Here is a 26,685-nt window from a genome sequence, read left to right as displayed (position 1 = left end):
GAAGGCGCCCTTTTTCATGCCCGCAGGAATCAGTGCACGGGCAGCTCGACGCCGTCGAACAGCTCGTCCAGCTCGGCCTTGGTGTGGCACTGCACGGCCTTGGCCAGTACGTCGCGGGTCAGGTGCGGGGCGAACTTCTCGATGAAATCGCACATGAAGCCGCGCAGGAAGGTGCCGCGACGGAAACCGATCTTGGTGATGCTGGACTCGAACAGTTCGCTGGCGTCGAGGATCACCAGGTCGTTGTCGAGCTTGGCGTCGACCGCCATGCGCGCGACGATGCCGACGCCCAGGCCCAGGCGCACATAGGTCTTGATCACGTCGGCGTCGGCCGCGGTGAAGACCACCTTGGGCGTCAGGCCTTTGTGACTGAAGGCTTCGTCCAGCTTGGAGCGGCCGGTGAAACCGAACACGTAGGTGACGATCGGGTGTTCGGCCAGCGCTTCCAGGGTCAGTTTCGGCAGCTTGGTCAGCGGGTGGCCCTGGGGCACGATCACGCAACGGTTCCAGCGGTAGCAGGGCATCATCACCAGGTCGTTGAACAGCTCCAGGCCTTCGGTGGCGATGGCGAAATCCACGGTGCCATCAGCCGCCATCTCGGCGATCTGGGTCGGCGAGCCCTGGTGCATGTGCAGAGCCACTTCCGGGTATTGCTTGATGAAGCCGCTGATCACCGGCGGCAGCGCATAGCGTGCCTGGGTGTGGGTGGTGGCGATGGACAGGGTGCCCTTCTTCTCGTTGGAGAATTCCTGGGCGATCTGCTTGATGCTCTCCACCTTGCGCAGGATTTCCCCGGCGGTGGTGATGATGCGCTCGCCGGCTGGCGTGACGCGGGTGAGGTGCTTACCGCTACGGGCGAAAACCTCGACGCCCAGTTCGTCCTCCAGCAGGCGGATCTGCTTGCTGATGCCGGGCTGCGACGTGTAGAGGCTCTGCGCAGTGGCAGAGACGTTGAGGTCATGGTGCGCCACTTCCCAGATGTAGCGCAGTTGCTGCAGCTTCATAGATGTCCCTCAAAGCAGATAGACGCTGCCCGAATTTGCCAACGCAGCGATATAACCATATTAACGGTTTAGAGATAAAACTAGACGATTTTCTGAGTTGTGCATGCCGTTCGTCTAACGGTTGGCGATAAGCCCCGCTAGCGATGCTGCAACATCGGCACCAGATAAACGGGCGTCTCCGATAGCTGCAACAGGCGCGCCGCCGTCCTGCCCAGGGGGATCTCATGCGCAGCGCCATGGCTGTGACTGCCTACGACCAGCAGATCGACCCCGAGTTTCCGCGCCTCGTCGAGAATCACCTGGGCCGGGTCGCCCTGCACTACCCGTACGCTGCGAACTATCTGCATGTCCTGCTGCGCCTCACCCATCTCGTCGCGAAAGCCCTCCAGCACGCGCTGCTCGATGCTGGCCATCACCGTGGTCAGGCCCTTGCTGCGCAGTTCCTGCAGGGTCTTTTCATCCAGATAGGTGCTCAGCACCGACTCGGCGAACAGGCCCATTGGCTCGACCGCGTGCACCACATAGAGGTCGGACTGGAAGGCCTTGGCCAAAGCCAGGGCGTGCTGCAGCACATAGGGCGCATAGAGCCCAAGATCGGTGGCATAGAGAATCGAACGCAACATGCGGCCTCCCTGACTTCCTGCTAGGGCCTCTCTGAGCTTAGCAGCGCTGTCGCCAGCGTCAGGGTTGCAGTTCGTTGCTCACGCCATGCGGTACGTGGCCGGTGGCGACCACCTGACTGGCACGCTCGCAATGGCCGGTCTGGTCGTCGAAGAACACATCGGCAGCGAAGGCTTCGAGGAAGGCCGACTTGTCGAGGCCGCCAAGGAACAGCGATTCGTCCAGACGGATGTCCCAGTTGCGCAGGGTGCGGATCACACGCTCGTGGGCCGGCGCCGAACGCGCGGTGACCAGCGCGGTACGAATCGGACACTGCTCCTCGGGAAACTCGCGCTGCAGGCGATTCAGCGCAGCCAGGAAAGGCTTGAACGGGCCGCCGCCGAGCAGCTCGCGGGCGGAATCCTTCTCATGCTGCTGGAAAGCCTCCAGCCCGGCCTGCTGGTAGACCCGCTCGGACTCGTCGGAAAACAGCACGGCATCGCCATCGAAGGCGATGCGCAGCTCGGTGCTCGCCGCACGACGCGGGCCACCAGACAGGATGGTGGCGGCGGCGAAACCGGCGCCCAACGCACCGCGCACATCCTCGGCATGGGTGGAAAGAAACAGGTGGCTGCCAAACGCCGCCAGATAGGGGTATGGACTGCGGCCACCAACGAACGCAGCGCGGGAGATGCCCAGGCCGTGGTGAGTGATGGAATTGAAGATGCGCAGCCCCGTATCGGCGCTGTTGCGCGACACCAGTATCACCTCGACCCGCGCCTGGCCGAGATTGCCATTCAGGCTGAGCAGCTTCTCCACCAGCGGGAAGGCATCGCCAGGGGCGAGGATTTCATCCTCGTGGTCGATCTGATACTGGCGATAGGCTTCGACGCCCTCGCTCTCATAGATGCGATGGCTCTCGCGCAGATCGAACAATGCGCGCGAGGAGATCGCCAATACCAGCTTGTCACCCAGTCCCTTGCCCATAGTGCTCTCAGCTCGCGTCGAGGAAGCGCAATGCCTGGTGCAGCATGCGCATTTTCGGCAGTTCGCAGCCCGCGGCTGCGGCAGCCGCCAGAGGTGCGGCATAGATGGCCTGCAGCTCCAGCGGGCGATTGTGCTTGAAGTCATGGTACATGCTGGGCAGGTAGTCCGGCATGTGCTCGGTCACCGCCAGCAGCTTCTGCGCATAGCCCTGCGGCAGAACATGCCCGCAGGCCGCGGCGCCCTGCACCACTTCCTGCATCAGATCCAGAATCAGCCCGCGGCTGTCGTCATTGGCCATAAGGCGAGTGGTGCCGGCATCCAGCAGCACGGAGAGGCCGTTATAGGGCACGTTCCACACCAGCTTCTGCCAGCGCGCCTGCTGCAGGTCCGGCATAGCGGTGGACTCCAGGCCGGCCGAACGAAACAGCTCGGCGCCCTCTTCGACCAGCGCCAGCCGGGCTTCGCTCGAACTCGCCGGGCCGGAGTGATAGCCCAGATTCACCGCGCCCAGGGATTGATGCTCGATCACTCCAGGGGCTGCGCGATGGGTACAGATAAAGCACAGCCCGCCAAGCAGATGCAGCGAGTCCGGCAGCAGAGGCCGCAACTGCTCCTCAACGGCCAAACCATTCTGCAGCAGGACCACCTTGGCGCCTGGCGCGGCCAGCTGGGCGATGACGGGCGCCAACTCGGCATTACTGGTGGTCTTGGCCCCCACCAGCAACCAATCGCAGGCCGGCATGTCGGCTGCATTGCGCCAGGCCTGTACCGGCTGTAAATGCAGCTGGCCATGCACGGCACTGTTAAGCTGCAACCCTCCCTCCACCACCGCCGCATAATCGCTGCGCAGCAGAAAATGCACGTCGTGCCCCGCGCGGGCCAGCATCAGGCCGTAGAAACCACCAATGGCACCGGTACCAACGATACCGATGCGTTGGCGTTGCGGATCCGCCATCAGGGTAATTCCTCAGGTTCACGACCTAGTGCCTGCTGTAGCAGTGCAGAAAGCCCGATCGAATTCAGCTGGGATTGCAAACTGCCAAAGAATTGGCCGTCATGAATGAGAAACAGGCTTGGCAGATGAAAAACGCCATAACGCTGGACCAAACCGGCGTTGTGGCCCGCATCGACCCAGCACAGGCGCTGGACCGGAAGCCGCATACCAGGCAGCTCGCGTCGGGCCCAGCGGCAACTGGCACAACCTATGCTAGTAAATATCAGCAGAGAGCTTCCTGGCAGATCCAGCAACAGGCGGTCTGCATCAAAATCGGTTAGCTCCAGGCTGGGCACTATACTGTTCACGTGTGATGTCAAATGGATGGCATCCGGAGTAGTCACAATGCGTCGTTTCTTGCGTCACCCAAGCGACATGCCAGTGGAGCTGGTCCAGCGCAAACATGCCTTCCTGCCGCGACAGAGGCTGAACAATATCAGTCTGGGCGGGGTGGCGTGCAATTCCAGCAAGGGCTTTCGCAAAGGAACCGCCGTCGAGTTGCGCATTCCGGTATTGGGCGAGCAGGCTCGCTATCCTGGCGTAGTCGCCTGGTGCCGCAAGCAGGCGGAGAACTACCTGGTCGGCATCGCCTTCATCGACGAAGACACGCTGTTTCGCGCCCGCATGGTCGAGCAGGTCTGCCAGATCGAGCATTATCGCCATCAGCGCGAGCAAGAACTGGGCTCACCACTGGAAGTGGAAACCGTCGCCCGTGAGTGGATAGCCCTGCATGCCGCGGAGTTTCCCAGCACGCAAATCCACTGATACCGAGCGGTTCCGCCCATTGTCTAGGCGGCCTGGAACGCGTTAAGGTGCCTGTCCCCCGCTGCGCCCCATGATTCCGCCTGAAGAGGCGCTCGGCTCCCGTGACCTGACGAGTACCACGATGGCTGATTTACCGATTGACGATCTTAACGTTTCGTCCAATGAAACCCTGATCACCCCGGCGCAGCTCAAGCGCGAAATCCCCCTCACCGAAGCAGCCCAGCGCACCGTTGCCCACGGCCGCCAGGTGGTTCGCGACATCCTCGACGGCAAGGATCACCGCCTGTTCGTGGTGGTCGGCCCCTGCTCCATCCACGACATCAAGGCTGCTCACGAGTATGCCGAGCGTCTCAAGGTGCTGGCTGCCGAGGTATCCGACAGCTTGTTCCTGGTCATGCGCGTGTACTTCGAGAAGCCGCGCACCACGGTCGGCTGGAAGGGTTTGATCAACGACCCTTACCTGGATGACTCGTTCAAGATCCAGGATGGCCTGCACATTGGCCGTCAGCTCCTGCGCGACCTGGCCGAAATGGGCCTGCCGACTGCCACCGAGGCGCTCGACCCGATCTCCCCGCAGTACCTGCAGGACCTGATCAGCTGGTCGGCCATCGGCGCCCGCACCACCGAATCCCAGACCCATCGCGAGATGGCCTCCGGCCTGTCCTCGGCAGTGGGCTTCAAGAACGGCACCGACGGCGGTTTGACCGTGGCGATCAACGCCCTGCAGTCGGTTTCCAGCCCGCACCGTTTCCTCGGCATCAACCAGGAAGGCGGCGTTTCCATCGTCACCACCAAGGGCAATGCCTATGGTCACGTGGTGCTGCGCGGCGGCAATGGCAAGCCCAACTACGACTCGGTCAGCGTCGCCATCTGCGAGCAGGAACTGGCCAAGGCCAAGATCAGCGCGAACATCATGGTCGACTGCAGCCACGCCAACTCCAACAAGGATCCGGCCCTGCAGCCGCTGGTCATGGAGAACGTGGCCAACCAGATTCTCGAAGGCAATAACTCCATCGTCGGCCTGATGGTGGAGAGCCACCTGGGCTGGGGTAGCCAGTCGATCCCGAAGAACCTGTGCGATCTCAAGTACGGGGTCTCCATCACCGATGCCTGCATCGACTGGGACACTACCGAGAAGACCCTGCGCAGCATGCACGCCAAACTCAAGGACGTGCTGCCCAAACGCCAGCGCGGCTGACATTCGGCAGAAATGAAAACGCCGGGCATTGCCCGGCGTTTTCGTTTGCAGCTGGTTCAGTGCTTGAGCTGCTGGCGCTGACGACGCTCCAGATAGCGCTCCACATAGGAGCAGGACGGAATCACCGTGTAGCCCATGGACTCGGCATATTCCAGAGCCTGCTCGGTCAGCGCCGCCGCAATGCCGCGCCCGCGCAGGGCGTTCGGCACGAAAGTACGGTAGATGTCGAGCGTCTGCTTGCCCAGATCCATATAGGCCAGATAGGCGCGGTGGCCATCGATGACGGCCTCGAACTGATGACCCGCCTGGTCATGGTGGATGGACAACCCTTGGCTCATTTCATCTCCTCAATGGGGCTCTAGAACAGAACCCTTACCTTATCGATCTTTTCCAGACGAAGAAACATCTCGGCCGACCCGGTACCCATCTGCACGCTGAGGAACACCTTGCCATTCTCGATCTTGTGCAGCACCCCCTGATAATAGGTGCCGTCATAAGTAATGAACTGTAGCCGCTTGCCAGCATGGTTGGGCAGGCTTTCCACATTCACGAACTCGTACTGCGAAACCTGCACCTGCTCATTCTCCTCGGCGCGCACCAGTTCGTTCGCTACGGGGACCGGCGCCGCCTGGGGATCGACCCAGGAAAACGCCAGAGGTTCCACCGCCTGCTGATTGATCAGTACGGCCGGACGCAGCATCGCCAGAACGTCCTTGGCTTCGAAGAACTGCAGGCCATCCCAGGTCATACCCTCGGTCGGTGCCAGCTCGACGCGCAGTGCCTGTGGATCCTTGTAATAGGCTTTCAGCGACTCCAGCAGCGCTGGATCCAGAGCGATGCGTTGGGCGCGTAGCGACTGGTCCAGATGTTCCATGGAAGTCTGCAGATAGGCTTCTTCCGACTGGCCCAGCTTGGCGGCGCAGTAGCTGCTGACCTTGCGCTGGTACTGGTTGTCGTTGATCTCCACCGTGACGGTGGATACCCGCGGCGGGTTGACGCGCAGATCGCCAGGCTTCTCCGACATGTTGGCCAAGGAGAAATTGATGCGATAGTCGCCCATGTCGCGCATGTCTGCGGAGAGGTTGAAGCTTAGGGTCTGCGCCCCTGGCTGGAACAGGTAGGAGAACTGGGCGTCGGTCTCGAAAGTGCGATAACCCATTTCGAGCAGCTCATCGACCCCGATCCGGCTGCTACTGCCGCAGGCCACGCTGGTTAGCGCGGTCTCCAGATCGGGTTGCTCCGGCGCCTGATGGATCATCTCCATGAAAGGGCCATGTACATCGAGGGTGAGCCCTTTGATGTTCACCGCCATCTGCTCGGGGAACTTGCCCTCGGCCAGACGCTCCTTGAACGACAACAGATCCATCAAGCTCTTGAACTTGAGCTCCGCGTGAGCGATATGAAAATCGTCGTTGAACATCGGCACCTGGACCTTGATACCTTCGACGCCGACACGGCCATCGAAGGAAGAAGTGATGCCCCGGTAACTCAAGTTCATGAAGGGAGACATCTGAGCGATCGCATCATTCATGATCGAACGCACCGACAACCACAGCGATGCTTTGATCAGTATCGCCACGGCCACGATGGCCAACAGTCCCCACTTGATGAATTTCGACATCTTAACGTCCCTGGAATTGTCCGGTAGTACATCCTGCCGGCTACGTAGCCATGGATATTATCAAGCGATTCACCCGCTACGCTATGCGCCAGAAATGCACTGACGCACCAACTGAAAGTGTCGCGATTTAGACTTGCAGGCAGCCCTGAGAGCACTCGAACTGCATGTTTTTTAAACAGAAAAGATTAAATCTTGAACAGATCGGGCTTTTTTTTGCTTCACTTGCTTCAGGTCGGTTTACTTACTAAAAGTAATGGGTAGTATGTAGCCCGGCTAATTTCCCGAGCTCGGGAAATTGCTTTTCATGGAAAGTCCACCTTAAGGGGAACACGATGAACAACGTTCTGAAATTCTCTGCTCTGGCTCTGGCCGCCGTTCTGGCCACCGGTTGCAGCAGCGTATCCAAAGAAACCGAAGCCCGTCTGACCGCTACCGAAGACGCCGCTGCCCGCGCCCAAGCTCGTGCCGACGAAGCCTACCGCAAGGCCGACGAGGCTCTGGCTGCTGCTCAGAAGGCTCAGCAAACTGCTGACGAAGCCAACGAGCGCGCTCTGCGTATGCTGGAAAAAGCTAGCCGCAAGTAATTCTTGCCAAGGCTTTGAAGAAGCCGATCCGGTTCGCCGGGTCGGCTTTTTTAATGCCCACGATTTTTCCCGGCAACAAAAAACCCGCCGGCATCGCTGCGGGCGGGCTCTTTGAGTCGAGACCTAGAGCTCCAGCGGAGCAGCTTCATGATTGGCTACCGCTTCCTGCGGTATGGCGATCTCGATCGGCATGCCATCTTCCGAGGCCACCACCTCACGCACCATCTCCCAATCCAGGCGCATGCTGCCGCCCAGTGCGTCGTTCTTCAGCAGCGCGTTGATCACGGCAGTGTGTTTGTCCACCACCGACGGCTCTTCGCTGTCGGTCAGCGGCGCGTGCGCTTCCAGATAGACCTTGCCGCCGCTGACGCCAAATTTGTACGGCTCGTTGACGATGCGCACGGAAGTGCCCACCGGAGCCATTTTCGCCAGCTCCAGCACGTTGTTGTTGAGCATACGGAAGCAGCCGTGGCTGACGCGCATGCCGATGCCGAACTTCTTGTTGGAGCCGTGAATCAGGTAGCCCGGCGTGCCCAGCGTGAACTTGAACGGCCCCAGCGGGTTATCCGGGCCTGGCGGCACGTAGGCCGGCAGCGGGTCGCCATCGGCGGCGTGCTCGGCGCGGATCGATGCCGGCGGCGTCCAGCCCGGGTTCGGCGTCTTGGCGGTGATGGTGGTATGCGCGATTGGCGAGCCCCAGCCTTCACGACCAATCCCCAGCGGGAAGGTGTGCACCACGTTCTGCCCTTTGGGGAAGTAGTACATGCGGTACTCGGCCAGGTTGATCACGATGCCTTCGCGCGGGCCCGGCGGCAGGATGTAGCGGGTCGGCAGGATAATCTCGGCGCCTTCGCCCGGCAGCCAGGGATCTACTCCCGGGTTGGCTGCGACCATCTCCAGATAGCCCAGATCGCTGGCGGTGGCGATGTCGGCGAAGGTGTCCTCGTACTTGGCCTTGACCACCTGGATCTGGCCAACGATATCTTCGCCCGGAGGCGGCAGGGGCAGCTCGAGGGCGGCGGCAGGGCCGGCCACGATCAGGCTGGCGAGGGCGACTGCAGAAACGCGCGACAACATCCGTTAATCCTTGGCAAAAATGGCTGATGGAAGGACTCGGGATTGTACACCGGCCGCAAGCGGGCCGGGAGGGTTCAGGCGTCGGGCCACAGTAGCCGTTCACCGCGGCGCTGAGCCTCCAGCGCCTGACGGCAGGCCGGGCACAGGCGCTTGTCACGCAAACCGGCCTTGTCCACATCGCGCATCACCGGCAGCGCCGGCAACAGACCGCCACACAAAGTGCGATCGGCGAAGCCGCCCAACTCCAGCTGCTTGGCCACCAGATGGACCTTCGCCTCGCGGCAGGCGAACAGGTCGAGCTGTTCGTCGGGCACGATCAGTTGGTAGGCGTACAGGGACCAGGCGGGACGCGGCATTCAGGGCTCCGAGGCGGGGGCGCCACGATAGCCGAAAGCCAGCAGACGGGGAAGGCTCAGAGCAGCGGCTCCAGCGTCGGCCAGACGTTCTCCAGCATCTGCGGTTGGGCCGCCACGGCCGGGTGGATGCCATCGGCCTGCATCATGCCCGGTACACCACCGACGCCCTCGAGCAGAAACGGTACCAGCGGCACCTGTTTATCCACCGCCACATCACTGAACACCTGAGCGAAGGCCTGGGTATAGCGCTGGCCATAGTTCGGCGGCAGGCGCATACCCAACAGCAGCACTTTCGCCCCTGCAGCCGTGGAGGCATCCACCATGCGAGCAAGATTCTGTTGCAATTGCGCGGGGGGCTGGCCGCGCAGGCCATCGTTGCCGCCCAGCTCGATGATCACCAACTGCGGCTGATGCTGTGAAAGCAGCGCCGGCAGGCGCGCCAGGCCGCCTGAGCTGGTATCGCCGCTGATCGATGCGTTGACCACTTGGTGCGCGAAACCACCCTCATGCAGGCGGTTCTGCAGCAGGGACACCCAGCCCTGGCGTGTATCCAGGCCCAAAGCGGCGCTGATACTATCGCCGACGACCAGTACGGTGCCGGCCAGTGTGCCCTGAGCCCACAACATCAGCGTCAGCGCACCGCTCATCCACAATGCACGCATCGGACTCTCCATGAGCGCAAGCATTCTTACTGCGCGGCACCTTAGCAAAGTGGTCCCCAGCACGGAAGGCGAGCTGGCCATCCTCCACGATCTCTCCCTCGATCTGGCCCGCGGCGACAGCCTGGCCATCGTCGGCAGCTCTGGCTCCGGCAAATCCACCCTCCTCGGCCTACTGGCCGGACTCGACCTGCCCAGCGCCGGTGAAGTGGGGCTGGCTGGCCATGCCCTGCAGGCACTGGACGAAGATCGCCGCGCACGGGTCCGCGCCGAGCACGTTGGCTTCGTCTTCCAATCCTTCCAGTTGCTGGACAACCTCAACGCCCTGGAAAACGTCATGTTGCCGCTGGAGCTGGAAGGCCGCAGCGACGCCCGCCAGCGCGCCGCCTCGTTGCTGGAGCGGGTTGGCCTGGGCCAGCGCTTCGGTCACTACCCGCGCCAGCTCTCCGGAGGCGAGCAACAGCGCGTGGCCATCGCCCGCGCCTTCGCCGCCGAGCCGGCGATCCTGTTCGCCGACGAGCCCACCGGCAACCTCGACAGCCATACCGGCGAGCGCATCAGCGATCTGCTCTTCGAGCTGAACCAGGAGCGCGGCACCACCCTGGTTCTGGTCACCCATGACGAGCGTCTGGCTCACCGCTGCCGTCGCCTGATCCGCCTGGAAGCCGGCCGTCTGGTCGACAGCGTGGAGCCCTGATGCTCGCCCGCCTGTTCGTCCTCGCCTGGCGCCAGCTGCTGCGCGATGCCCGCGCCGGCGAGTTTCGCGTACTGTTCTTCGCCCTGCTGGTGGCCGTCGCCGCCAGCACCGCCATCGGCTACTTCGGCGCCCGCCTGAACGGCGCCATGCTGCTGCGCGCCACCGAATTCCTCGGCGCCGACCTGGTGCTGAACGGCAGCGCACCGGCTGCGCCTGAACAGATCGAAGCCGGCCGCAAGCTGGGGCTGGAGCATGCCCAGGTGGTCGAGTTCGCCAGCGTGATTGCCGGCGAACAGGGCATCCAGCTGTCCAGCATCAAGGCTGCCGGCAATGGCTACCCCCTACGCGGCCAACTGAAAAGCGCCGCCGAGCCCTATGCCGCCGACCAGCCTGGAGGCAGCCCGCAGCCCGGCGAGGCCTGGGCCGAGGCACGACTGTTCGCGGCGCTGGACCTCAAGGTTGGCCAGAGCATCGAAGTCGGTAACCGCCAGCTGCGCCTGACTCGCGTGCTGACCCACGAGCCCGATCGCGCAGGCGACTTCTATAGCCTCACCCCGCGCGTGCTGATACACATCGACGACCTGGCCTCTACCGGCGTGGTCCAGCCGGGCAGCCGGGTGCGCTATCGCGACCTGTGGCGTGGTGAGACGGAGACCCTGGCCCGCTATCGCGACGCGACCGAGAAAAGCCTCGCCGCTCACCAGCGCCTGGAAGACGCTCGCGACGGTAATCGCCAGATCGGCGGAGCACTCGGTCGTGCCGAACGCTACCTGAATCTGGCCAGCCTGGCCGCCGTGCTGCTGGCCGGCGTCGCCGTGGCGCTCTCGGCAGCCCGCTTCGCCGCACGCCGTTTCGATGCCAGCGCCCTGCTGCGCTGCCTGGGTCTGTCGCGCCGCGAAGCCCTGAGCTTGTTCGGCCTGCAGCTGGCCATGCTCGGATTGCTCGCCAGCCTGGCCGGCGCCCTGCTCGGCTGGGTCGGTCAACTGGTGCTGTTCAAGCTGCTCCAAGGCTTGCTGCCTCCTGGCGTGCCGCCTGGTGGACTGTTGCCGGCTCTGGCCGGGATGGCCACGGGACTGGTGGCGCTGGCCGGCTTCGCCCTGCCGCCCCTGGCCGCCCTAGGCCGCGTACCGCCGCTGCGGGTGCTGCGCCGCGACCTGCTCCCTGTGCCGCCCAGCTCCTGGCTGGTCTATGGCGCAGCGCTATTTGCCCTAGGGCTGATCATGTGGCGCCTGAGCCTGGACCTGAAGTTGACCCTGGGCCTGCTCGGCGGCGGTTTGCTCGCCACCCTGCTGCTCGGTGGTGCCCTGCTGTTCGGCCTGAATGCCCTGCGCCGCCTGCTGGCACGTGCCTCCCTACCCTGGCGCCTGGGCCTTGGCCAGCTGCTGCGCCATCCGCTGGCGGCGGCCGGACAATCGCTGGCCTTCGGCCTGATCCTGCTGGCCATGAGCCTGATCGCCCTGCTGCGCGGCGAACTGCTGGATACCTGGCAGGACCAGCTGCCGGAGCAGGCGCCCAACCACTTCGCCCTCAATGTGCTGCCGGACGAGCGCGAGGCCTTCACTGCGCGCCTCGGCCAGTTGTCGCCACACCCGGAGCCGCTCTACCCGATAGTCGCCGGGCGCCTGACCATGATCAACGGGGAGCCTGTACAAGGCATTGTCAGCAAGGAAAGCCAGGGCGAGCGCGCCATCCAGCGCGACCTCAGCCTGACCTGGGCCGCCGAGCTGCCCGCAGGCAATGTGCTGCTGGATGGCCAGTGGTGGCAGCCCCAGCCGCAAGGCGAGCAGCCTGGCGTGTCGGTGGAGTCGGAACTGGCGGAAAGCCTCGGCCTGAAGCTGGGCGACGAGCTGACCTTCAGCGTCGGCGGGATGGAGAAACAGGCGAAGGTCACCAGCCTGCGCCAGGTGAAGTGGGACAGCTTCCAGCCGAACTTCTACATGATCTTCGAACCCGACACCCTGCAGGACCTGCCCGCCACCTACCTGACCAGTTTCTACCTGCCGCCGCAGAGCGAGAAACGCCTGGTCGAGCTGTCGCGCGAGTTCCCCGCCGTCACCCTGCTGCAGGTCGAAGCGTTGCTGGAGCAGCTGCGCAGCATCACGGCCCAGGTCAGTCTGGCAATTGAGTACGTGCTGCTGTTCGTTCTTGCAGCCGGCCTGACGGTGCTGTTCGCCGGTCTGCAGGCGACCCTCGACGAGCGCCTGCGCCAGGGCGCCCTGCTGCGCGCCCTCGGCGCCGAGCGCCGCTTGCTGCTGCGCGCCCGCCGTGCCGAGTTCAGTCTGCTCGGCGCCGGCAGCGGATTGCTGGCCGCCGTCGGCTGCGAGCTGGCCAGTTTCCTGCTGTATCGCTATGCGCTTGAGCTGGAGTGGCAGCCGCACCCCTGGTTGCTGCTGTTGCCGCTGATCGGTGCACTGCTGGTGGGTGGCGCCGGCGTGTGGGGTACGCGCAGGGCACTGAATGCCTCGCCGCTGACCGTGCTGCGCGAGGTCTGAGCTTGCCAGGTTCTCTACGGAAACTGTCTGCGCTCGGCCATGCGTCGTCAAAAGCCGGTTCGGAATGCTCATTAACAGCTGGTTAACTCCGCTTCCTCACCGACTTTTTCCTAGCCTGACCTTCGCTCGACGAGTTTTCGTACAGAACCTAGAATCGCCCGACCTCCAGATTTCGCGAACAGCATGAGCCGTTATCGACCACCCCGTACCGCAGGCACCCCGCTGATCACCCCCGAAGGCGAGGCGCGCCTGCGCGCCGAGCTGCACGAACTGTGGCACGTGCGCCGCCCCCAGGTGACCCAGGCGGTCAGCGAGGCGGCCGCCCTCGGCGATCGCTCGGAAAACGCCGAGTACATCTACGGCAAGAAGATGCTACGCGAGATCGACAGCCGCGTGCGCTTCCTCACCAAGCGCCTGGAGAACCTCAAGGTGGTCGGCGCCCAGCCGGCCGACCCGAAAAAGGTGTACTTCGGTGCCTGGGTGACCCTGGAGGACGAGGATGGCAACGAATCGCGCTACCGTATCGTCGGCCCCGACGAGCTGGACCTCAAACTGGGGCTGATCAGCATCGATTCGCCCCTGGCCCGTGCCCTGGTGGGCAAGGCGCTGGATGCCGAGGTGCGGGTACAGACGCCCGGCGGCGAGCAGGAGTTCTACATCACCGCCATCGACTACCCGGCGGTCAGCGCAGGCTGATCAAGCCCTGGCGCGCGACCCGCACCAACTGGCCGATCAGTTCATCGTTGACCGGCTGCGCCTCGACGCCGACCACCACCAGATCGAAGGCATCCGCCGGCAGGCGGGCGAGATCCTGCGCGCTGGCGCCGGCGAAACGGATAAGGAAGTTACGTGCTCCCGACCACTGCTTGGGCCAGCCTTCGAGACTCTTGAGCAGACGTGGCTGATGGCTGCCGACCAGCAGCACATGCGGATGGCGATTGACCGCGGTACGCGGCAAGGGGGAAAAATACAGATGGGTGCGCGGGCAGCTCATGGATGCAGTCTCAGCCTCAGAGTCCCGCCGGACTGCGGTGGGAGGCGACACCGGCCAGCGCTTTAGCGGTATTCGCCCAACCGGGCAGCGCCCCGCAAGTTGCTCTTAAATCGGCGCTATGGGGTGTGATCCTAAAAATGCCGCCCAAGGCTGTCAAGGTAAGCTCATGCTGCGATTGTTCTTCGCCCTGCCCTGTCCACCCGCGATTGCCGTGCAGATCGACGCCTGGCGCTCGCATCTGGCCATCCCGGGCCGACCGGTTCCGAGCGCCAACCTGCACCTGACCCTGGCCTTTCTCGGCCACCTGCCCGAAACCACGCTGCCGTTGCTGGAAGGTTTACCGCCGCAATTGCCGTTGCACGAGCTGGCCTTCAGCCTGCAGGCGGACCGTCTCGACTGCTGGCAGGGTGGCCTGCTGCACCTGGCTCCCAGCCAGCCGCCCGTCGAGCTGCTGGCCCTAGCCGATGGCCTCGCTGGCTTACTCGCTGACGCCGGACTGCCCAGCGAGCCCCGCGCCTACCGCCCGCATCTGACGCTGGCGCGCGATAGTGGTCTGCCGGGGCATATCGGCTCGCCGCGCTTTATTTGGCGAGCTGAGGAACTGGTGCTGTATCGGTCCGAGCAGGGTCGCTATCTGCCCTTGGTCATATGGCCATTGGGCTGATCCGGTACCACTGCAGAGTTGCCCACAGCGGTCACCCTCCCTTGGAGGGGGAGCGGCTGTTTCCCTAGGTAACAATACTTAACCGAAGCGGCAACCCTTGAGCCATGCGGCTTGCGTCGCAAACGCCCGTTTAGAGCCCTCGTTCTAAATACGCCGTTATTGGCACAATTAATGCCCTTTCAGCTCCTGCTGCAGTACCGCATCCAGGAGGGAAGCGGGTGGCTGACGCAAGGACGGATCATTGCCCATCTCACCGTTCGAGAGCACCCCATGAATAATAAGAAGACTCTGCTCGCCCTCTGTGTCGGAAGCAGCCTGCTGCTGTCCGGCCAGGCCGACGCCGGCCTGTTCGGCTCCACCGGCTACACCAAGACCAAGTACCCGATCGTGCTCACCCACGGCATGCTCGGTTTTGACAGCATCCTCGGCATCGATTACTGGTACGGCATCCCGTCGTCCCTGCGTTCGGACGGTGCCAGCGTCTACATCACCGAAGTCAGCCAGCTGAATACCTCCGAACTGCGTGGCGAAGAGCTGCTCGACCAGGTGGAAGAAATCGCCGCCATCAGCGGCAAAGGCAAGGTCAATCTGGTTGGCCACAGCCATGGTGGCCCGACCATCCGCTACGTCGCCGCCATCCGCCCGGATCTGATCGCCTCGGTGACCAGCGTCGGCGCGCCGCACAAGGGCTCCGACACCGCCGACTTCCTGCGCCAGATCCCGCCGGGCTCGGCCGGTGAGGCACTGGTCGCCGGCATCGTCAACGGCCTCGGCGCGCTGATCAACTTCCTCTCCGGCAGCCCCAGCACCACTCCGCAGAACGCCCTGGGCGCTCTCGCGTCCCTCAACAGCCAGGGCGCGGCGGTGTTCAACGCCAAATACCCGCAAGGCATTCCGACCAGCTCCTGCGGCGAAGGCGCCTACAAGGTCAACGGCGTGAGCTACTACTCCTGGAGCGGCACCAGCCCGCTGACCAACGTTCTGGACGTCAGCGATGTTCTGATGGGCGCCAGTTCGCTGACCTTCGACGAGGCCAACGACGGCCTGGTCGGCCGCTGCAGCTCGCACCTGGGCAAAGTCATCCGCGACAACTACCGGATGAACCACCTCGACGAGGTCAACCAGACCTTCGGCCTGACCAGCCTGTTCGAGACTGACCCGGTCACCGTGTACCGCCAGCAGGCCAACCGCCTCAAGCTGGCCGGCCTCTGAGCCACCGATCGGGGCCCGCCCGGGCTCCGATGTTTTTCTCCTGCCGAGTCTCGCCGTGAACAAGCCACTGCTATTGGCCGTGCCCCTGCTGATCGGGGCGGGCGCCGCCGCTACCCTCTACTTCAACCCGCTTGATCCACAAGGCCAGCCGCCTGCGCCGCCAACGCCGGCCGAGGCCCCCGCGCCACTGGCGCCGCCGCAACCGGAGCAGGCTGCCCAACAACCGCCGGCGCTGACCGCCGGTATCACCCCGCTGCCACCCTCCTTCGCCGGCACCCAGGTGGACGGCCAGTTTCGTATCGACGCCAACGGCAATTTGCTGATCAGCATCGATATCCGGCGCATCTTCGATTACTTCCTCAGCGCCTATGGCGAAGAGAGCATCCAGGTCAGCATCGAGCGCCTGCAGGCCTACGTGCGCAGCCAGCTCGACGAGCCGGCGGAGAGCCAGGCCCTGGCCTTGCTGGCGCAATACCTGGACTACAAGCGCCAACTGATCCAACTGGAGAAGGACCTGCCGCAGATGGCCAGCCTGGACGCCATGCGCCAGCGCGAGCAGGCGGTGCAGAACCTGCGCGCCAGCCTGTTCAGCGCCGAGGCGCACCAGGCCTTCTTCGCCCAGGAGGAGGCCTACAACCAGTTCACCCTGCAGCGCCTGGCGATCCGCCATGACCAGTCGCTGAACGACCAGCAGAAAGCCGAGGTCATGGACCGCCTGCGCGCCGGCCTGCCGGAGGAATTGCAGGAGATGGTGGTGCCGCAGCTGCAGGCCGAGCTGCGCCAGCAGACCGCTGCCCTGCAAGCCGAAGGCGCCAGCCCGGCGCAGATCCAGCAGCTGCGCCTGCAGCTGGTCGGCGCCGAAGCCACCGCACGCCTGGAGGCGCTGGATCAGCAGCGCCAGCAATGGCAACAGCGGCTCAACGGCTATCGCCAGGAAAAGGCCCGCATCGAAGCCAACAGCGGGCTCAGCGAAGCGGACCGCCAGACCGCCATCGCCAGCCTGGCCGAGGAGCGTTTCGACGAGCGCGAGCGCCTGCGCCTGGAAGCCGCCGAGCAGTTGGCGGAGAGTCGGGAGAAGGAGAAGAAACTCTGAATGCAAAAAGGCCCGCAAGAGCGGGCCTTTTCGTTAGCGGGGCGGATCAGCGCGCGATGGCGCGATCCAGGGACAGCTTGCCGGCGCCTTCGATGATCAGCACGGCGCTGATCAGGCCGAGGATCATGGCGTACTCGAAACCGTTGTTGGTGATGAAGAAACCGTTGGCCCAGTGCACGGTCACCGCGGCAACCACCATGGAGACCAGCAGGGAAACCGCCGCCGGGCGAACCAGCAGGCCGACCACCAGGGCCAGGCCGCCGAAGAACTCGGCGCTACCGGCCAGTGCGGCCATCAGGTAGCCAGGGGTGATGCCGATGCTTTCCATCCACTGAGCGACGCCTTCCAGGCCGTAGCCACCGAACCAGCCGAACAGCTTCTGCGCGCCGTGGGCAGCGAAGGTCAGGCCGGTGACGATGCGCAGCAGGGTAATGCCGTAGCCGGCGTTGGAGGACATCAGGGTGGTGATCAGCTTGTTCATGTGCCAGTTCCTTGTGGAGGAGTTGTTTGGGTTGGTGAGGCACATATTATTCGAATTTAACGATCATAAAAGCGCAATTTTGCGCTTATGAAAATCAGATAATTCGATCAATTCTTGTTGCTAAGCTTCTGCTTCGGCGGTTCCAGCAGAAAGCGTTCCCGATCGTAGGCAAGGTAATACTTGTTCACCGCATTGACGTAGCTGACTACACCCATGCCCATCTGCTCCATGGCCACCCGCTCCACCTGGAAGAACCAGCGGTTGGGGTTCAGACCGCGGCGCCGCGCCTCGGCGCGCAGCCCCTGCACGCGTTGCGGCCCCATGTTGTAGGCGGCCAGGACGAAAGCCATGCGCTCGTCCTCGGCGATCTGCCGGCTGGAGAAGAATTCGCGGCGGATACGCGCCATGTAGCGGGTGGCGGCCAGCACGTTAGTGTCCAGCGCCTGGATATTGCCGACGCCCACACTGCGGGCCGCCGCCGGGGTGATCTGCATCAGTCCGGTGGCACCCGAAGCGCCGCGTGCCGCCGGGTTGAGGGTAGATTCCTTGTAGGCTACGGCGGCCAACTGCAGCCAGTCCAGATCCTGCTTCTCGCCGTGCTTCTGCAGCACGCTGCGCACCCGCTCCAGGCGCTGACGATCAGTCCGGGTGACTATCGGGTTGCGCACCTTGTAGGAGCGTCGGTACACACGCTGGAACGCCGAGTCCTGGTCGCTCGGTGCCCGGTAGTCGGCCAGGAAGCGGTCGACACTGGCGCGCAGCATGGGTGACTCGCGGCGCACGAACCAGCTCATGTCGCCCTTCTCACCCACCACCAGACGCCGCTCGATACGCAGCCCGGGCATGACCTTCTGCCAGCGCTCGGCGATCGGCAGCTCCACCGCCGTCCAGGGGTAGATGCCGGCCTGGACCATCTCCAGCACGTCCTCCACGGCCAGGCTGGAGTCGGCCCACTCCACCACGATCGGCGGCTTCTGTTGCTGGGCCAGCTGTTGATTGACCTCGCGCAGGGCATCGCTGACGGCGCTGCCCACCGGCAGCGTCAGGCTGCGCCCGGACATGTCCTGCAGATGTTTGTAGTGGCGGTTGCGCCGGTTACCGACCACCACCAGCGGCACGTCGCGGCGGATCGCGGCGCTGGCGCTGATGCCGAGCCCCGGATGGGCATCGAGCAGCTCGCCGGGAGCCACCAGATCGCCCTCGCCCTTCTGCAGGGCGGCGACCAGTTGATCCTTGGGCTTGGGAATGATCTTCAAACGCAGGTCACGACCATCGCGCGCATTACGGTTGAGGTACTGACCGAAGGCACGCAGGCGCTGGTACTCGAGGCCGATGGCCTGGCCCTTGATCTCGGCGGAACTGTTGCGGCTCTGGTTGACCAGCACGCGCAGTTCGCCACTCTTGCGGATCTCGGCGAGGTCGCGCTGGCTACCCGCATGCGGCAGGTTGCCCCCGAGGCCGCTCAGACGAGCATGGGCCGGGGCAATTGCCAGGCAGCAGAGCAGGAACAGCAACGCTCGCGTCATCGGGCCTCCGGGTGAAACCGGGCCACGACGTGGTCCGGCCGGGCGACAGATGGTTCCGCCGCGAGGGCCGCGGAGGTTGGCACAGCGGCTATCAATCCGCCAGTCCGAGCTGGTAATAAACATTAACAAGCATACATAACTACCTGTAATTACTTGCTTTATTACGGCAAGCAAGGCTCTGGTATGCTGCCCCGCTCGGCTTGTGAGGGTAGCACCATGCAACTCATCGACATCGGCGTCAATCTGACCCACCCCAGCCTCGCGCGGGAGCGTGACGCGGTACTCGCTCGTGCCCGGGCAGCCGGCGTCTGCCAGCTGGTGCTGACCGGTACCAGCCTGGAGGAAAGCGAACAGGCGCTGAACTTCTGTCGGGAGCTCGACGAAAGCGGCCTTCAGCTGTTCAGCACAGCGGGCGTGCACCCCCACGATGCCAGCCAGTGGAGCGCCGACAGCGCACGCCATCTGCGCGCTCTGCTGACAGAGGCGCCCGTACGCGCGGTGGGCGAATGCGGACTGGACTTCAACCGCGATTTCTCGCCGCGCCCGCAACAGGAGAAGGTACTGGAGGAACAGCTAGCACTAGCGACGCAGCTGCAGATGCCGGTATTCCTGCATGAGCGCGAGGCCGGCGAGCGCCTCATCGCCATCCTGCGCCAGTTCCGCGACCAGCTACCGGCCGCCGTGGTGCATTGCTTCACCGGCGAGAAAACGACGCTGTACAGCTATCTGGACCTGGACCTGCATATCGGCATCACCGGCTGGATCTGCGACGAGCGCCGCGGCACTCACCTGCACCCACTGATGCGCGACATTCCGGCCGGACGCCTGATGCTGGAGAGCGATGCGCCCTACCTGCTGCCACGCAGCCTGCGGCCCAAGCCGAAGAGCGGACACAACGAGCCGGCCTTCCTCACCGAGGTACTGCGCGAAGTGGCCCTGCACCGCGGCGAGAGCCAGGAGGCGCTGGCGGCGCACAGCACCGCCGCGGCCAGGGCCTTCTTCGGACTGCCGCAGGTTTAGTCGAATACTGTGGTGGTCTGCCGACTCAGGGCCAGCAGCTGGCCGTCGGGCGTCCACAACCGCGCGGCGATGTGGCCGTAGCCGTCGAGCGCGTGTTCGATCTCGGCCCGGTACAGGCACCAGTCATGGGTGGTCAAGCTGGGGATCGGGTGCACGAACTCGATGGTCCAGGTCAGCGAGCTGCCGGGGGCTGGTCTGCTCAGGTGCGACAGCACCGCCGGCGGCCAGGCATCCACCAGCGCCAGCAGATGGGCCTCGGTGACCTTGTCGTGGCTCACATCGCTGCGCAAGCGCACCCAGCCGCCCATATGCCGCGAAGGATTGTTGGTGAAGGGCATGCCGCCCTCACCCCAACGCATAGCCAGGAAACGGGTGAACTCCGGAGTGACGCCGGCCAGATAAGGCAGCTCCTGGCACTCTTCCGCCGCCTTCATGGCCGGAGCGGCCTCGGCTTCCACACGCACGGCAGAGGCCCGCGAGGCACCAAAGCTGCCCTGGGCCATGGCCACCACCGCACCGTTCTGCACAGCCCGGCCAACCACCTGGCTGACCGACTTGCCCTCGCGCAGCACTTCCACCTCGAACGCCACCGGCTCGCCCATCAGCATGGGCCCGACGAAGGTGATGGACAGCGAACGCACCGGGCGCCCCGCAGGCACCTTGAGGCGCATGGCCTCATAGACCATGGCCGCCACCAGGCCGCCAAAGGTGGCACGCCCCTGGCCCCACAGGCCGGGAACGACGACGTGCTGCGGATGGGTGTGCACCGCGTGGATCAGTTCAGCAAAGGTCATGCGCAATCTCCTTTCATACAGACTGAAGCTTAGAGAAAAGCGCGCCGCCGCGGGAGGGACTGAGCGGCCAATTCAGCGGCGATATTGCCGAGCATTCAGCTCTGCGCCGGGGCTTCCGGGAAATGCTCCAGTAGCGCCTGCAGGGCCAGATCGGCTTCGGCCTCGGCCTGCTGCAGGCGCTCGCGCCAGACCTCGGCACAGGGCACCAGATCAGGCTCGGTTTGCAGACGCTGCAGCCATTGCCAGTGGTCGTGCCAGTCACCAAGGGCACTTTGGGCGTTACGCAGCGCCTTGGGCGCAGCGGCGGGCAGATCCACAGGTTGCGGCCAAGCCTCGTGGCAATAACGCAGGCGCTTGATCAGCAGGCGCAGGCGATGCCGGTCGTGCGCGGGGTTGCGCAATGCCTCGGCCAGTTTCCGGCTCTGCTTGCGCATGTACTTGGTCACCGCCTTGCCCCGGATGTGCCACTCGCCGTTGCGCGCGAGCTGGCGCTGATCCTCGTGCCAGTCGTCGAGCAGGATCAGCAGGCGATTCAGCGGTAGGCCCTCCAGCAAGCGGGCGTAACCTTGCGCCAGATGAGCTCGCCGTCGCTGGGCCGCATGCGACTGGCCGCGTTGCTCCAGCTCGCCCGCCAATACCTCAAGATCCCGCAGCGGGCCGCTGGTCTCGCCCAGCGCAGCGGCAGCCCGCTCCAGGGCGGCGCACAGTTTCTCGCTGCGCAGTGGCCGCAACAGGCTGCGCAAGCGGCGCAGGGCGATGCGCAGGTCGTGCAGCGCCTCGTCGTCCGTATGGACCTGCAACCGGGCGATACAGGCATACAGTTTTACCTGCAGCTCGATGATTCGCTCGCGCAGCTCTCGCTGGAATTTCGCCATATCTAGCTATTCCTCCGCATGCGCCAGGGCAGCTCGCGACGCAAACGTCGCAATAGCGCCTTCAGCTGATCCGTTGACTGAGGCTGTCCCGCATAGCGCTGAGCCTCGAAGGCCTGGGCAAAATCGGCAATTGAACGCGCCTGCAACGGCATCAGCCCTGCCGCTCGCGCCGCAAACGCCCGTACCCCCTCACCCTTGTCGCGGCGTATGCCATGTCGCAACAACAAGGACTCGTAACGCCTCAACAGGCGCTGCTGCGGGTCGCGCTCGCGTTGCCAGGGCTTGAACAGCCAAAGCGCCAGCAGCCCCAGAAGCAGGCCACCGCTACCGACTATCACCAGAGCCAGACGCTGCCAATCGAGAGAACCGAACCAGCGCTGCAGGAGCCCTAATTGCTGTTCGCTGCGGTAACCCAGCACCCAGCGTTGCCACTTGTAATTGATGTTGTCCCAAGCCAGGCGAAGCTCGTTGACCCACCCTACGTTGCGATAACGTAATGGTGAGAAAGGTGATTCTTCGAGGAAGTCTTCGTTCTCGGCGAAGGTATCTTGCGCGCCTAGCTCGATGCGCTCCGGTGCAACCTGGAAAGTTGGATCGACGCTGAGCCAGCCGCGCCCTTCCTGCCAGTACTCCACCCAGGCATGCGCATCCAACTGCCTGACCGAAAGATAACTGCCATCACCGTTGAACTCTCCTCCCTGATAGCCGGTGACTATCCGCGCAGGAATACCAGCCGCGCGCAACACGAAAGTCATAGCACCGGCATAGTGGGCGCAAAAGCCACTGCGGGTGCGGAACAGAAACTCATCGACGCTATCGCGCCCAACCGCTGGTGGTTTCAGGGTGTAGCTGTATGGTTCGCGATTAAAGTGCTGCAGCAGCACGCCAACCAGCTCTTGAGTATCGGAATGCTCACGCATCAGTTGGCGAGCCCACTCACGGCTTCGAGGATCGCCCGCGTCAGGTAGCTGCAAGGCGCTGCGCCGTATCATCGGAGACAAGACCGGCTCACGCACAGCGCCAGGCCAGGATCGCACTTGATAGAGCAAGTTCTGGGTAACCGGGCGTCTGCGCTCTAGGCGAAAATCGCTCATCAGCACGGCGCCTTCGAGATTTGTCTGGCCGACGTCCAATGTGAACAACCAGGGCGCGCCGCTAGGTTGCATGATAATGGTGTAATCGAGCGCCTCCCCCTGCCTGACCCACTGGGGCTGGGTCCGCTGCTGTGCTCCCCAGGATTGGGACCAGCGGCGGCCGTCGAAATGCTCCAGGGTCAATGCACGCCAATAAAGATCTCGACGATCTGGTGCAGCGCCATCGAAGCTGGCCCGAAATGCCAGAGCCGACGATTGACTGAGCTCTGCCACATCAGCCGGAGACATGCTGTCGGACAACCCCGTCAACGCCTTCTGCGGGTTGGGCAGGCTCCACAGCGGTCCCATGCGCGGAAAGAACAGAAACAGCAGCAACATCAACGGCACCGCCTGCAGCATCAGTGAGGCTGCCAGCTTGACCGTCGCGGCCGGTCGCTCGGCCAGGCTGCTCTGCTGCATGCCGATCAACGCAGCCAGCAGCGCCGTGACGGGCAACAGGCTATAGAGCGCAGAGAGCAGTCCGTCGTCGAACAGATAGCCGGTGATCACCACGAAGAAGCCGAGGAAGATCAGCACCAACGCATCACGCCGGCTACGCAGCTCAACCAGCTTGAGGATAAAGGTGGCCACTAGCAGCAGCACACCACCGTCCAGCCCGATCAGGCTGCCGCGAGAAAAGAACGCAGCTGCCCCGGTCGCAACGACCAGCACGCCTCTTTCCAGGCCAGTCGGAAAACGTGCGCGCATGCGGAACACCTGCACCCGCCAACCGGCGCAGGCCAGCCACAAACCGATGATCCACAGTGGCAGGTGTAGCAAATGCGGCAGTATCACCAGCACCTGGGCCACCAGCAGCCAGGTCAGGGCGATACGCGGAATCGGTTGAATCGCATTCATGGCCGCTCACCATAAAGCGCCAAGGCCCGTAGGCAGGCTTCGCGATGGGGCTCACCAAAGTCTGGCGCCAGCTCCACACCCGGCAGGCGCAACCCATACGGCTGCTGGCGACCATCCAGCTGCAGCACCCAGTAGCACAGGCGCGACAGGCGCTCCTCGACATCGCCGCCAAGGGCCTGGAAATCCAACCACAGATCGCGCCCGGCCAGTGCGGCGAAATCCTTGACCAGCAGACCCTGACCTCGCGAAAAGGCCTTCCAGTGCAAACGGCGCTTCGAGTCGCCCGGCTGGTAGCTGCGCAGCCCCTGATAGTCATCCGCGCCCTGCCCCGCCACCTTGCGTCCCTCGTCTTCTTCATCGGCATTACCACCGATGGCCAGAGGCAAGTCGCCCTCTAACGGGCGTGGATAGACCAGTACCGCCTGATCCAGATCGACCCAGCTCCAGGCCACCAGGATGCCGAGGGGGAAATGGCTCTCCACCCGCATGCGTTCCGGGCGCAGCCAGCCACGACGTAGCGCTGGCAGGCTCAACTCGCATTCGCGCTGACCATTGGCCGGTACATCGATGATCTGCAGTGGCTGCGGCGACCAGCCAAGGCCAACGGCCTGGTGGGCTCGGCCATCGCTCTCCAGGCGCACCTTGAAGCGCGCCTGCTCGCCGGCGAACACTGCCCCGCTGGCCCCGGCCTTGAGGATCAGCCCAGCAAAGTTGCGGTAGGTGTGCAGGATGGCGACCACGAACACGGCCGCCAGCAGGAAGGTCAGGCCGTAGGCCAGGCTGTTCTCGTAGTTGATGCCGGCCAGCAGCATCAGCACCAGAGCGAGCGAGAACGCGGCCCCCACCCGGTCGGGCATGATGAAGATGCGCCGCTGATTGAGCTGCACCTGCGACGCCGCCGGGATACGCCGTACCACCCAGCGCCGCCAGCGGACCTTGAGCGAAATCGGCAGCATCACACCGCCGAGACTTCGCGCAGCAGCCATTGCACCAGCGCACCGCCGCCATGGCCAGCGGGGTCGGCCCGCTCACGTAAACGGTGACCGACGACCGCCGGCAGCACGGCCTGCACATCTTCGGGAATCACGTACTCACGATTGGCCAGGAACGCCCAGGCCCGCGCCGCCGCCAGCAGCGCCAGACTGGCCCGTGGCGACAGGCCCCAGGCGAACTGCGGCTCGCTGCGGGTGGCCTCGACCAGGCGCAGCACGTAGTCGACCAGGGCATCGCTGGCGCGTACCTGGGGGATCAGCGCCTGGATCGCCGCCAGCTCGCTATGGTCGAGCAAAGGCTCCAGCCTCGGCAGCAGCTCGCGCCGTGCCTCGCCCAGCAGCAGGGCCTTTTCTGCCGCCTTGGCCGGATAGCCCAGCGACAGGCGCATGAGGAAACGGTCCAGCTGCGACTCCGGCAAGGCGAAGGTGCCGCCAGAGCTGACCGGGTTCTGCGTGGCAATGACGAAGAACGGCTCCGGCAACGGGCGAGTCGCGCCCTCGATGGTCACCTGGCCCTCCTCCATCGCCTCCAGCAGCGCGCTCTGGCTCTTCGGCGTGGCGCGGTTGATCTCGTCGGCCAGCACCAGCTCGGCGAAGATCGGCCCCGGGTGGAAGACGAACTGCCCGTTGTCCTTGTCGAACACCGAGGTGCCGAGGATGTCGCCGGGCAGCAGGTCGGAGGTGAACTGGATGCGCTGGAAGCTCAGCCCCAGCACCCGTGCCAGCGCCTGGCTGAGGGTGGTCTTGCCCATGCCGGGCAGGTCTTCGATCAGCAGGTGCCCGCGGGCCAGCAGACAGGTCAGCGCCAGGCGCACCTGTGGCTCCTTGCCCAGCAACACCTGATTCACCTCATGCAGCACCGCATCCAGTTTCGTCCGCATCATTCGCTCCTGTTCGATCCGTCGATGCTACTGGTCAACACGGACCGGGCAAAGCGTCGCGAAACAGTTGCTCATGAAACTGTGCGGCGAGTCAGGCCGGACGCTGCAGATGGAAGATGTCGCGAGTACGGGTATAACCGCTGCCGGCGAGGCGGCCGACCAGGTCGAGCCTGGCCGGATCGATGCGGCCATTGGCGTCCAGCACGCCGTCGTCGATATGTGCCAGCAGCACCTCGGCGAAGATCAGGTGGCAGCTCGGCGACTGTCGTGGGTAAGGCTGGACCTCCGCCACCCGGCACTCGAAGGCCACCGGAGCCTCCAGCACCCGCGGTGGCGCCACCCGCAGCGATGGCTGGGTAGCGATATCGCAGTGCAGGAACTCGCTCTGGCCGTGGGCCAGGCTGGCGGATGAGGCGTTCATCGCGTCGGCCTGGGCGAAGCCGACCAGCTGGATCACCAGCTCGCCGGTGTCCTGGGCATTGCGCAGGGTGTCCTTGAGGCTGCCATCGGCGCGATTGCCGACATTCACCATCAGGGTCGGCGGCTCGTCGCTGATGACCTGGAAGAAGCTGAACGGCGCCAGGTTGTCGACGCCCTCCTGCGAGCGAGTGGAAACCCAGGCGATCGGTCGCGGGGTGACGGTGGAGGCCAGCCAGCGATAGGCCTCCAGCGGGGCCAGGGCGGTGAAATCCAGCTGCATGTCAGCGCCCGGCACGCGATTCGCGGATATAGAAGCGTGCCTTCTCGGCGTTCTTGGTGCAGCTCTCGTAGCCCTCGAACTGCTGCGAGGTCTTGGCCCCGGTCAGCAGGGTCAGCGCCTTGGAGTAGCTGACCGTGCCGGCGAAACCTTCGGCCTTGGCCAGGTCCAGTTCGCGCCAGGCGGCGTTGGATTGGCTGGCGCAACTGTCGCGGTAGGCGGTCTTGGCCGCGCAACCGGTCAGGGCCAGCAGCAACGAGGCGATGAGGATGGTCTTGTGCATGATGTTCTCCTGAAGGCGGGTACCGGCTTGGACGTCAGCGCAACGGCAAAGTGCCCGGTCACAAGGAGCCTGGATTCTAGTGCGGAGACGCGGAAATAGCCGTTCAATTCTGCCCCTGCGGCTGCGTCCTGCGCGTCGAGCACAGCAA

The 26,685-nt window shown here is 64.2% G+C and carries 30 protein-coding genes; 10 read left to right on the top strand and 20 right to left on the bottom strand.

The window, feature by feature from the left end; translation table 11 throughout:
- Positions 1–29: 29 nt before the first annotated feature.
- From cysB to N7607_RS17845, 5 genes are all read right to left on the bottom strand, one after another.
- Positions 30–1,004: an HTH-type transcriptional regulator CysB gene (gene cysB, locus N7607_RS17865; protein ID WP_192398298.1), complete on the bottom strand. Its 975-nt coding sequence runs from the start codon at positions 1,002–1,004 to the stop codon at positions 30–32.
- 137 nt (positions 1,005–1,141) lie between these two features.
- Complete coding sequence (locus tag N7607_RS17860; RefSeq protein ID WP_279866592.1) at positions 1,142–1,627, bottom strand: universal stress protein; 486 nt, start codon at positions 1,625–1,627, stop codon at positions 1,142–1,144.
- A 58-nt stretch (positions 1,628–1,685) separates the two neighbouring features.
- Entirely contained in the window at positions 1,686–2,591 is a 906-nt protein-coding gene (locus N7607_RS17855) for a 5'-nucleotidase (RefSeq protein ID WP_192398300.1), read from the bottom strand.
- Positions 2,592–2,598: 7 nt separating this feature from the next.
- Positions 2,599–3,546: a putative 2-dehydropantoate 2-reductase gene (locus N7607_RS17850; protein ID WP_279866591.1), complete on the bottom strand. Its 948-nt coding sequence runs from the start codon at positions 3,544–3,546 to the stop codon at positions 2,599–2,601.
- Positions 3,546–3,929 (bottom strand): thioredoxin, encoded by a 384-nt coding sequence (locus N7607_RS17845; protein ID WP_279866590.1) that lies wholly within the window; start codon positions 3,927–3,929, stop codon positions 3,546–3,548. Before N7607_RS17845 ends, N7607_RS17850 begins: the two co-directional genes overlap by 1 nt.
- 1 nt (position 3,930) lies before the next feature.
- Here N7607_RS17845 and N7607_RS17840 point away from each other — a divergent pair, with 1 nt between their 5' ends.
- Both N7607_RS17840 and N7607_RS17835 read left to right on the top strand, forming a co-directional pair.
- Positions 3,931–4,350 (top strand): PilZ domain-containing protein, encoded by a 420-nt coding sequence (locus N7607_RS17840; RefSeq protein ID WP_279866589.1) that lies wholly within the window; start codon positions 3,931–3,933, stop codon positions 4,348–4,350.
- 121 nt (positions 4,351–4,471) lie between these two features.
- Complete coding sequence (locus N7607_RS17835) at positions 4,472–5,548, top strand: 3-deoxy-7-phosphoheptulonate synthase (RefSeq protein ID WP_279866588.1); 1,077 nt, start codon at positions 4,472–4,474, stop codon at positions 5,546–5,548.
- A gap of 56 nt (positions 5,549–5,604) precedes the next feature.
- On the opposite strand, the gene N7607_RS17830 is transcribed toward N7607_RS17835, so the two are convergent.
- Both N7607_RS17830 and N7607_RS17825 read right to left on the bottom strand, forming a co-directional pair.
- A complete protein-coding gene (locus N7607_RS17830; RefSeq protein WP_137973029.1) occupies positions 5,605–5,886 on the bottom strand; it encodes a GNAT family N-acetyltransferase in 282 nt (93 codons plus the stop codon).
- A gap of 20 nt (positions 5,887–5,906) precedes the next feature.
- Positions 5,907–7,169: a hypothetical protein gene (locus tag N7607_RS17825; RefSeq protein WP_279866587.1), complete on the bottom strand. Its 1,263-nt coding sequence runs from the start codon at positions 7,167–7,169 to the stop codon at positions 5,907–5,909.
- Between the two features lie 332 nt (positions 7,170–7,501).
- On the opposite strand from N7607_RS17825, the gene oprI reads away from it, so the two are divergent.
- A complete protein-coding gene (oprI, locus tag N7607_RS17820; protein ID WP_003448337.1) occupies positions 7,502–7,753 on the top strand; it encodes an outer membrane lipoprotei OprI in 252 nt (83 codons plus the stop codon).
- Between the two features lie 123 nt (positions 7,754–7,876).
- On the opposite strand, the gene N7607_RS17815 is transcribed toward oprI, so the two are convergent.
- The 3 genes from N7607_RS17815 to N7607_RS17805 all read right to left on the bottom strand — a co-directional run bounded on the left by N7607_RS17815 (position 7,877) and on the right by N7607_RS17805 (position 9,848).
- Positions 7,877–8,830, bottom strand: a complete 954-nt coding sequence (locus tag N7607_RS17815; RefSeq protein ID WP_279866586.1) for a L,D-transpeptidase family protein — start codon at positions 8,828–8,830, stop codon at positions 7,877–7,879.
- 74 nt (positions 8,831–8,904) lie between these two features.
- Positions 8,905–9,186: a hypothetical protein gene (locus N7607_RS17810; RefSeq protein ID WP_137973026.1), complete on the bottom strand. Its 282-nt coding sequence runs from the start codon at positions 9,184–9,186 to the stop codon at positions 8,905–8,907.
- 56 nt (positions 9,187–9,242) lie between these two features.
- Entirely contained in the window at positions 9,243–9,848 is a 606-nt protein-coding gene (locus tag N7607_RS17805) for an arylesterase (protein ID WP_279866585.1), read from the bottom strand.
- A 10-nt stretch (positions 9,849–9,858) separates the two neighbouring features.
- Between N7607_RS17805 and N7607_RS17800 the strand changes: the two genes are divergently transcribed.
- The 3 genes from N7607_RS17800 (at position 9,859) to greB (ending at position 13,730) form a co-directional block, all read left to right on the top strand.
- On the top strand, positions 9,859–10,542 hold the full coding sequence (locus tag N7607_RS17800) for an ABC transporter ATP-binding protein (RefSeq protein ID WP_279866584.1): 684 nt from the start codon (positions 9,859–9,861) through the stop codon (positions 10,540–10,542).
- Positions 10,542–13,034 (top strand): ABC transporter permease, encoded by a 2,493-nt coding sequence (locus N7607_RS17795; RefSeq protein ID WP_279866583.1) that lies wholly within the window; start codon positions 10,542–10,544, stop codon positions 13,032–13,034. Before N7607_RS17800 ends, N7607_RS17795 begins: the two co-directional genes overlap by 1 nt.
- A gap of 183 nt (positions 13,035–13,217) precedes the next feature.
- Positions 13,218–13,730 (top strand): transcription elongation factor GreB, encoded by a 513-nt coding sequence (gene greB, locus N7607_RS17790; protein WP_279866582.1) that lies wholly within the window; start codon positions 13,218–13,220, stop codon positions 13,728–13,730.
- Here greB and N7607_RS17785 read toward each other — a convergent pair.
- Positions 13,717–14,028 carry a class I SAM-dependent methyltransferase gene (locus tag N7607_RS17785; RefSeq protein ID WP_279866581.1) on the bottom strand — a complete coding sequence of 104 codons (312 nt, stop codon included), beginning with the start codon at positions 14,026–14,028 and terminating at the stop codon, positions 13,717–13,719. The genes greB and N7607_RS17785 overlap by 14 nt on opposite strands.
- Positions 14,029–14,194: 166 nt before the next feature.
- Between N7607_RS17785 and thpR the strand changes: the two genes are divergently transcribed.
- From thpR to N7607_RS17770, 3 genes are all read left to right on the top strand, one after another.
- Positions 14,195–14,692 (top strand): RNA 2',3'-cyclic phosphodiesterase, encoded by a 498-nt coding sequence (gene thpR / locus N7607_RS17780; RefSeq protein ID WP_279866580.1) that lies wholly within the window; start codon positions 14,195–14,197, stop codon positions 14,690–14,692.
- Positions 14,693–14,962: 270 nt separating this feature from the next.
- Entirely contained in the window at positions 14,963–15,904 is a 942-nt protein-coding gene (locus tag N7607_RS17775; protein ID WP_279866579.1) for a triacylglycerol lipase, read from the top strand.
- Positions 15,905–15,959: 55 nt separating this feature from the next.
- Positions 15,960–16,997, top strand: a complete 1,038-nt coding sequence (locus N7607_RS17770; protein WP_279866578.1) for a lipase secretion chaperone — start codon at positions 15,960–15,962, stop codon at positions 16,995–16,997.
- A gap of 46 nt (positions 16,998–17,043) precedes the next feature.
- On the opposite strand, the gene N7607_RS17765 is transcribed toward N7607_RS17770, so the two are convergent.
- On the bottom strand, positions 17,044–17,478 hold the full coding sequence (locus tag N7607_RS17765; protein ID WP_137973018.1) for a DoxX family protein: 435 nt from the start codon (positions 17,476–17,478) through the stop codon (positions 17,044–17,046).
- A gap of 107 nt (positions 17,479–17,585) precedes the next feature.
- On the bottom strand, positions 17,586–19,004 hold the full coding sequence (locus N7607_RS17760) for a transglycosylase SLT domain-containing protein (protein ID WP_279866577.1): 1,419 nt from the start codon (positions 19,002–19,004) through the stop codon (positions 17,586–17,588).
- A gap of 216 nt (positions 19,005–19,220) precedes the next feature.
- On the opposite strand from N7607_RS17760, the gene N7607_RS17755 reads away from it, so the two are divergent.
- Positions 19,221–20,024 (top strand): TatD family hydrolase, encoded by an 804-nt coding sequence (locus N7607_RS17755; RefSeq protein WP_279866576.1) that lies wholly within the window; start codon positions 19,221–19,223, stop codon positions 20,022–20,024.
- On the opposite strand, the gene N7607_RS17750 is transcribed toward N7607_RS17755, so the two are convergent.
- The 7 genes from N7607_RS17750 to N7607_RS17720 form a co-directional block, all read right to left on the bottom strand.
- A complete protein-coding gene (locus tag N7607_RS17750; protein WP_279866574.1) occupies positions 20,021–20,818 on the bottom strand; it encodes a thioesterase family protein in 798 nt (265 codons plus the stop codon). The genes N7607_RS17755 and N7607_RS17750 overlap by 4 nt on opposite strands.
- 95 nt (positions 20,819–20,913) lie before the next feature.
- Entirely contained in the window at positions 20,914–21,693 is a 780-nt protein-coding gene (locus N7607_RS17745; RefSeq protein ID WP_279866573.1) for a CHAD domain-containing protein, read from the bottom strand.
- A 2-nt stretch (positions 21,694–21,695) separates the two neighbouring features.
- On the bottom strand, positions 21,696–23,684 hold the full coding sequence (locus N7607_RS17740; protein WP_279866572.1) for a DUF3488 and transglutaminase-like domain-containing protein: 1,989 nt from the start codon (positions 23,682–23,684) through the stop codon (positions 21,696–21,698).
- Positions 23,681–24,637: a DUF58 domain-containing protein gene (locus N7607_RS17735; RefSeq protein ID WP_279866640.1), complete on the bottom strand. Its 957-nt coding sequence runs from the start codon at positions 24,635–24,637 to the stop codon at positions 23,681–23,683. The genes N7607_RS17740 and N7607_RS17735 overlap by 4 nt, the downstream gene beginning before the upstream one ends.
- A 2-nt stretch (positions 24,638–24,639) precedes the next feature.
- Positions 24,640–25,557 (bottom strand): AAA family ATPase, encoded by a 918-nt coding sequence (locus tag N7607_RS17730; RefSeq protein WP_279866571.1) that lies wholly within the window; start codon positions 25,555–25,557, stop codon positions 24,640–24,642.
- Positions 25,558–25,648: 91 nt separating this feature from the next.
- Positions 25,649–26,257 carry a flavin reductase family protein gene (locus tag N7607_RS17725; RefSeq protein WP_279866570.1) on the bottom strand — a complete coding sequence of 203 codons (609 nt, stop codon included), beginning with the start codon at positions 26,255–26,257 and terminating at the stop codon, positions 25,649–25,651.
- Position 26,258: 1 nt separating this feature from the next.
- A complete protein-coding gene (locus tag N7607_RS17720) occupies positions 26,259–26,537 on the bottom strand; it encodes a hypothetical protein (protein WP_279866569.1) in 279 nt (92 codons plus the stop codon).
- Between the last annotated feature and the right edge of the window lie 148 nt (positions 26,538–26,685).

Origin of the sequence: Pseudomonas sp. GD04019 (genome assembly GCF_029837695.1) — a bacterium.
Taxonomy (GTDB): Bacteria; Pseudomonadota; Gammaproteobacteria; order Pseudomonadales; family Pseudomonadaceae; genus Aquipseudomonas.
Note: the sequence above shows the minus strand (reverse complement) of the source record. Positions and strands in the feature narration are given on the sequence as shown.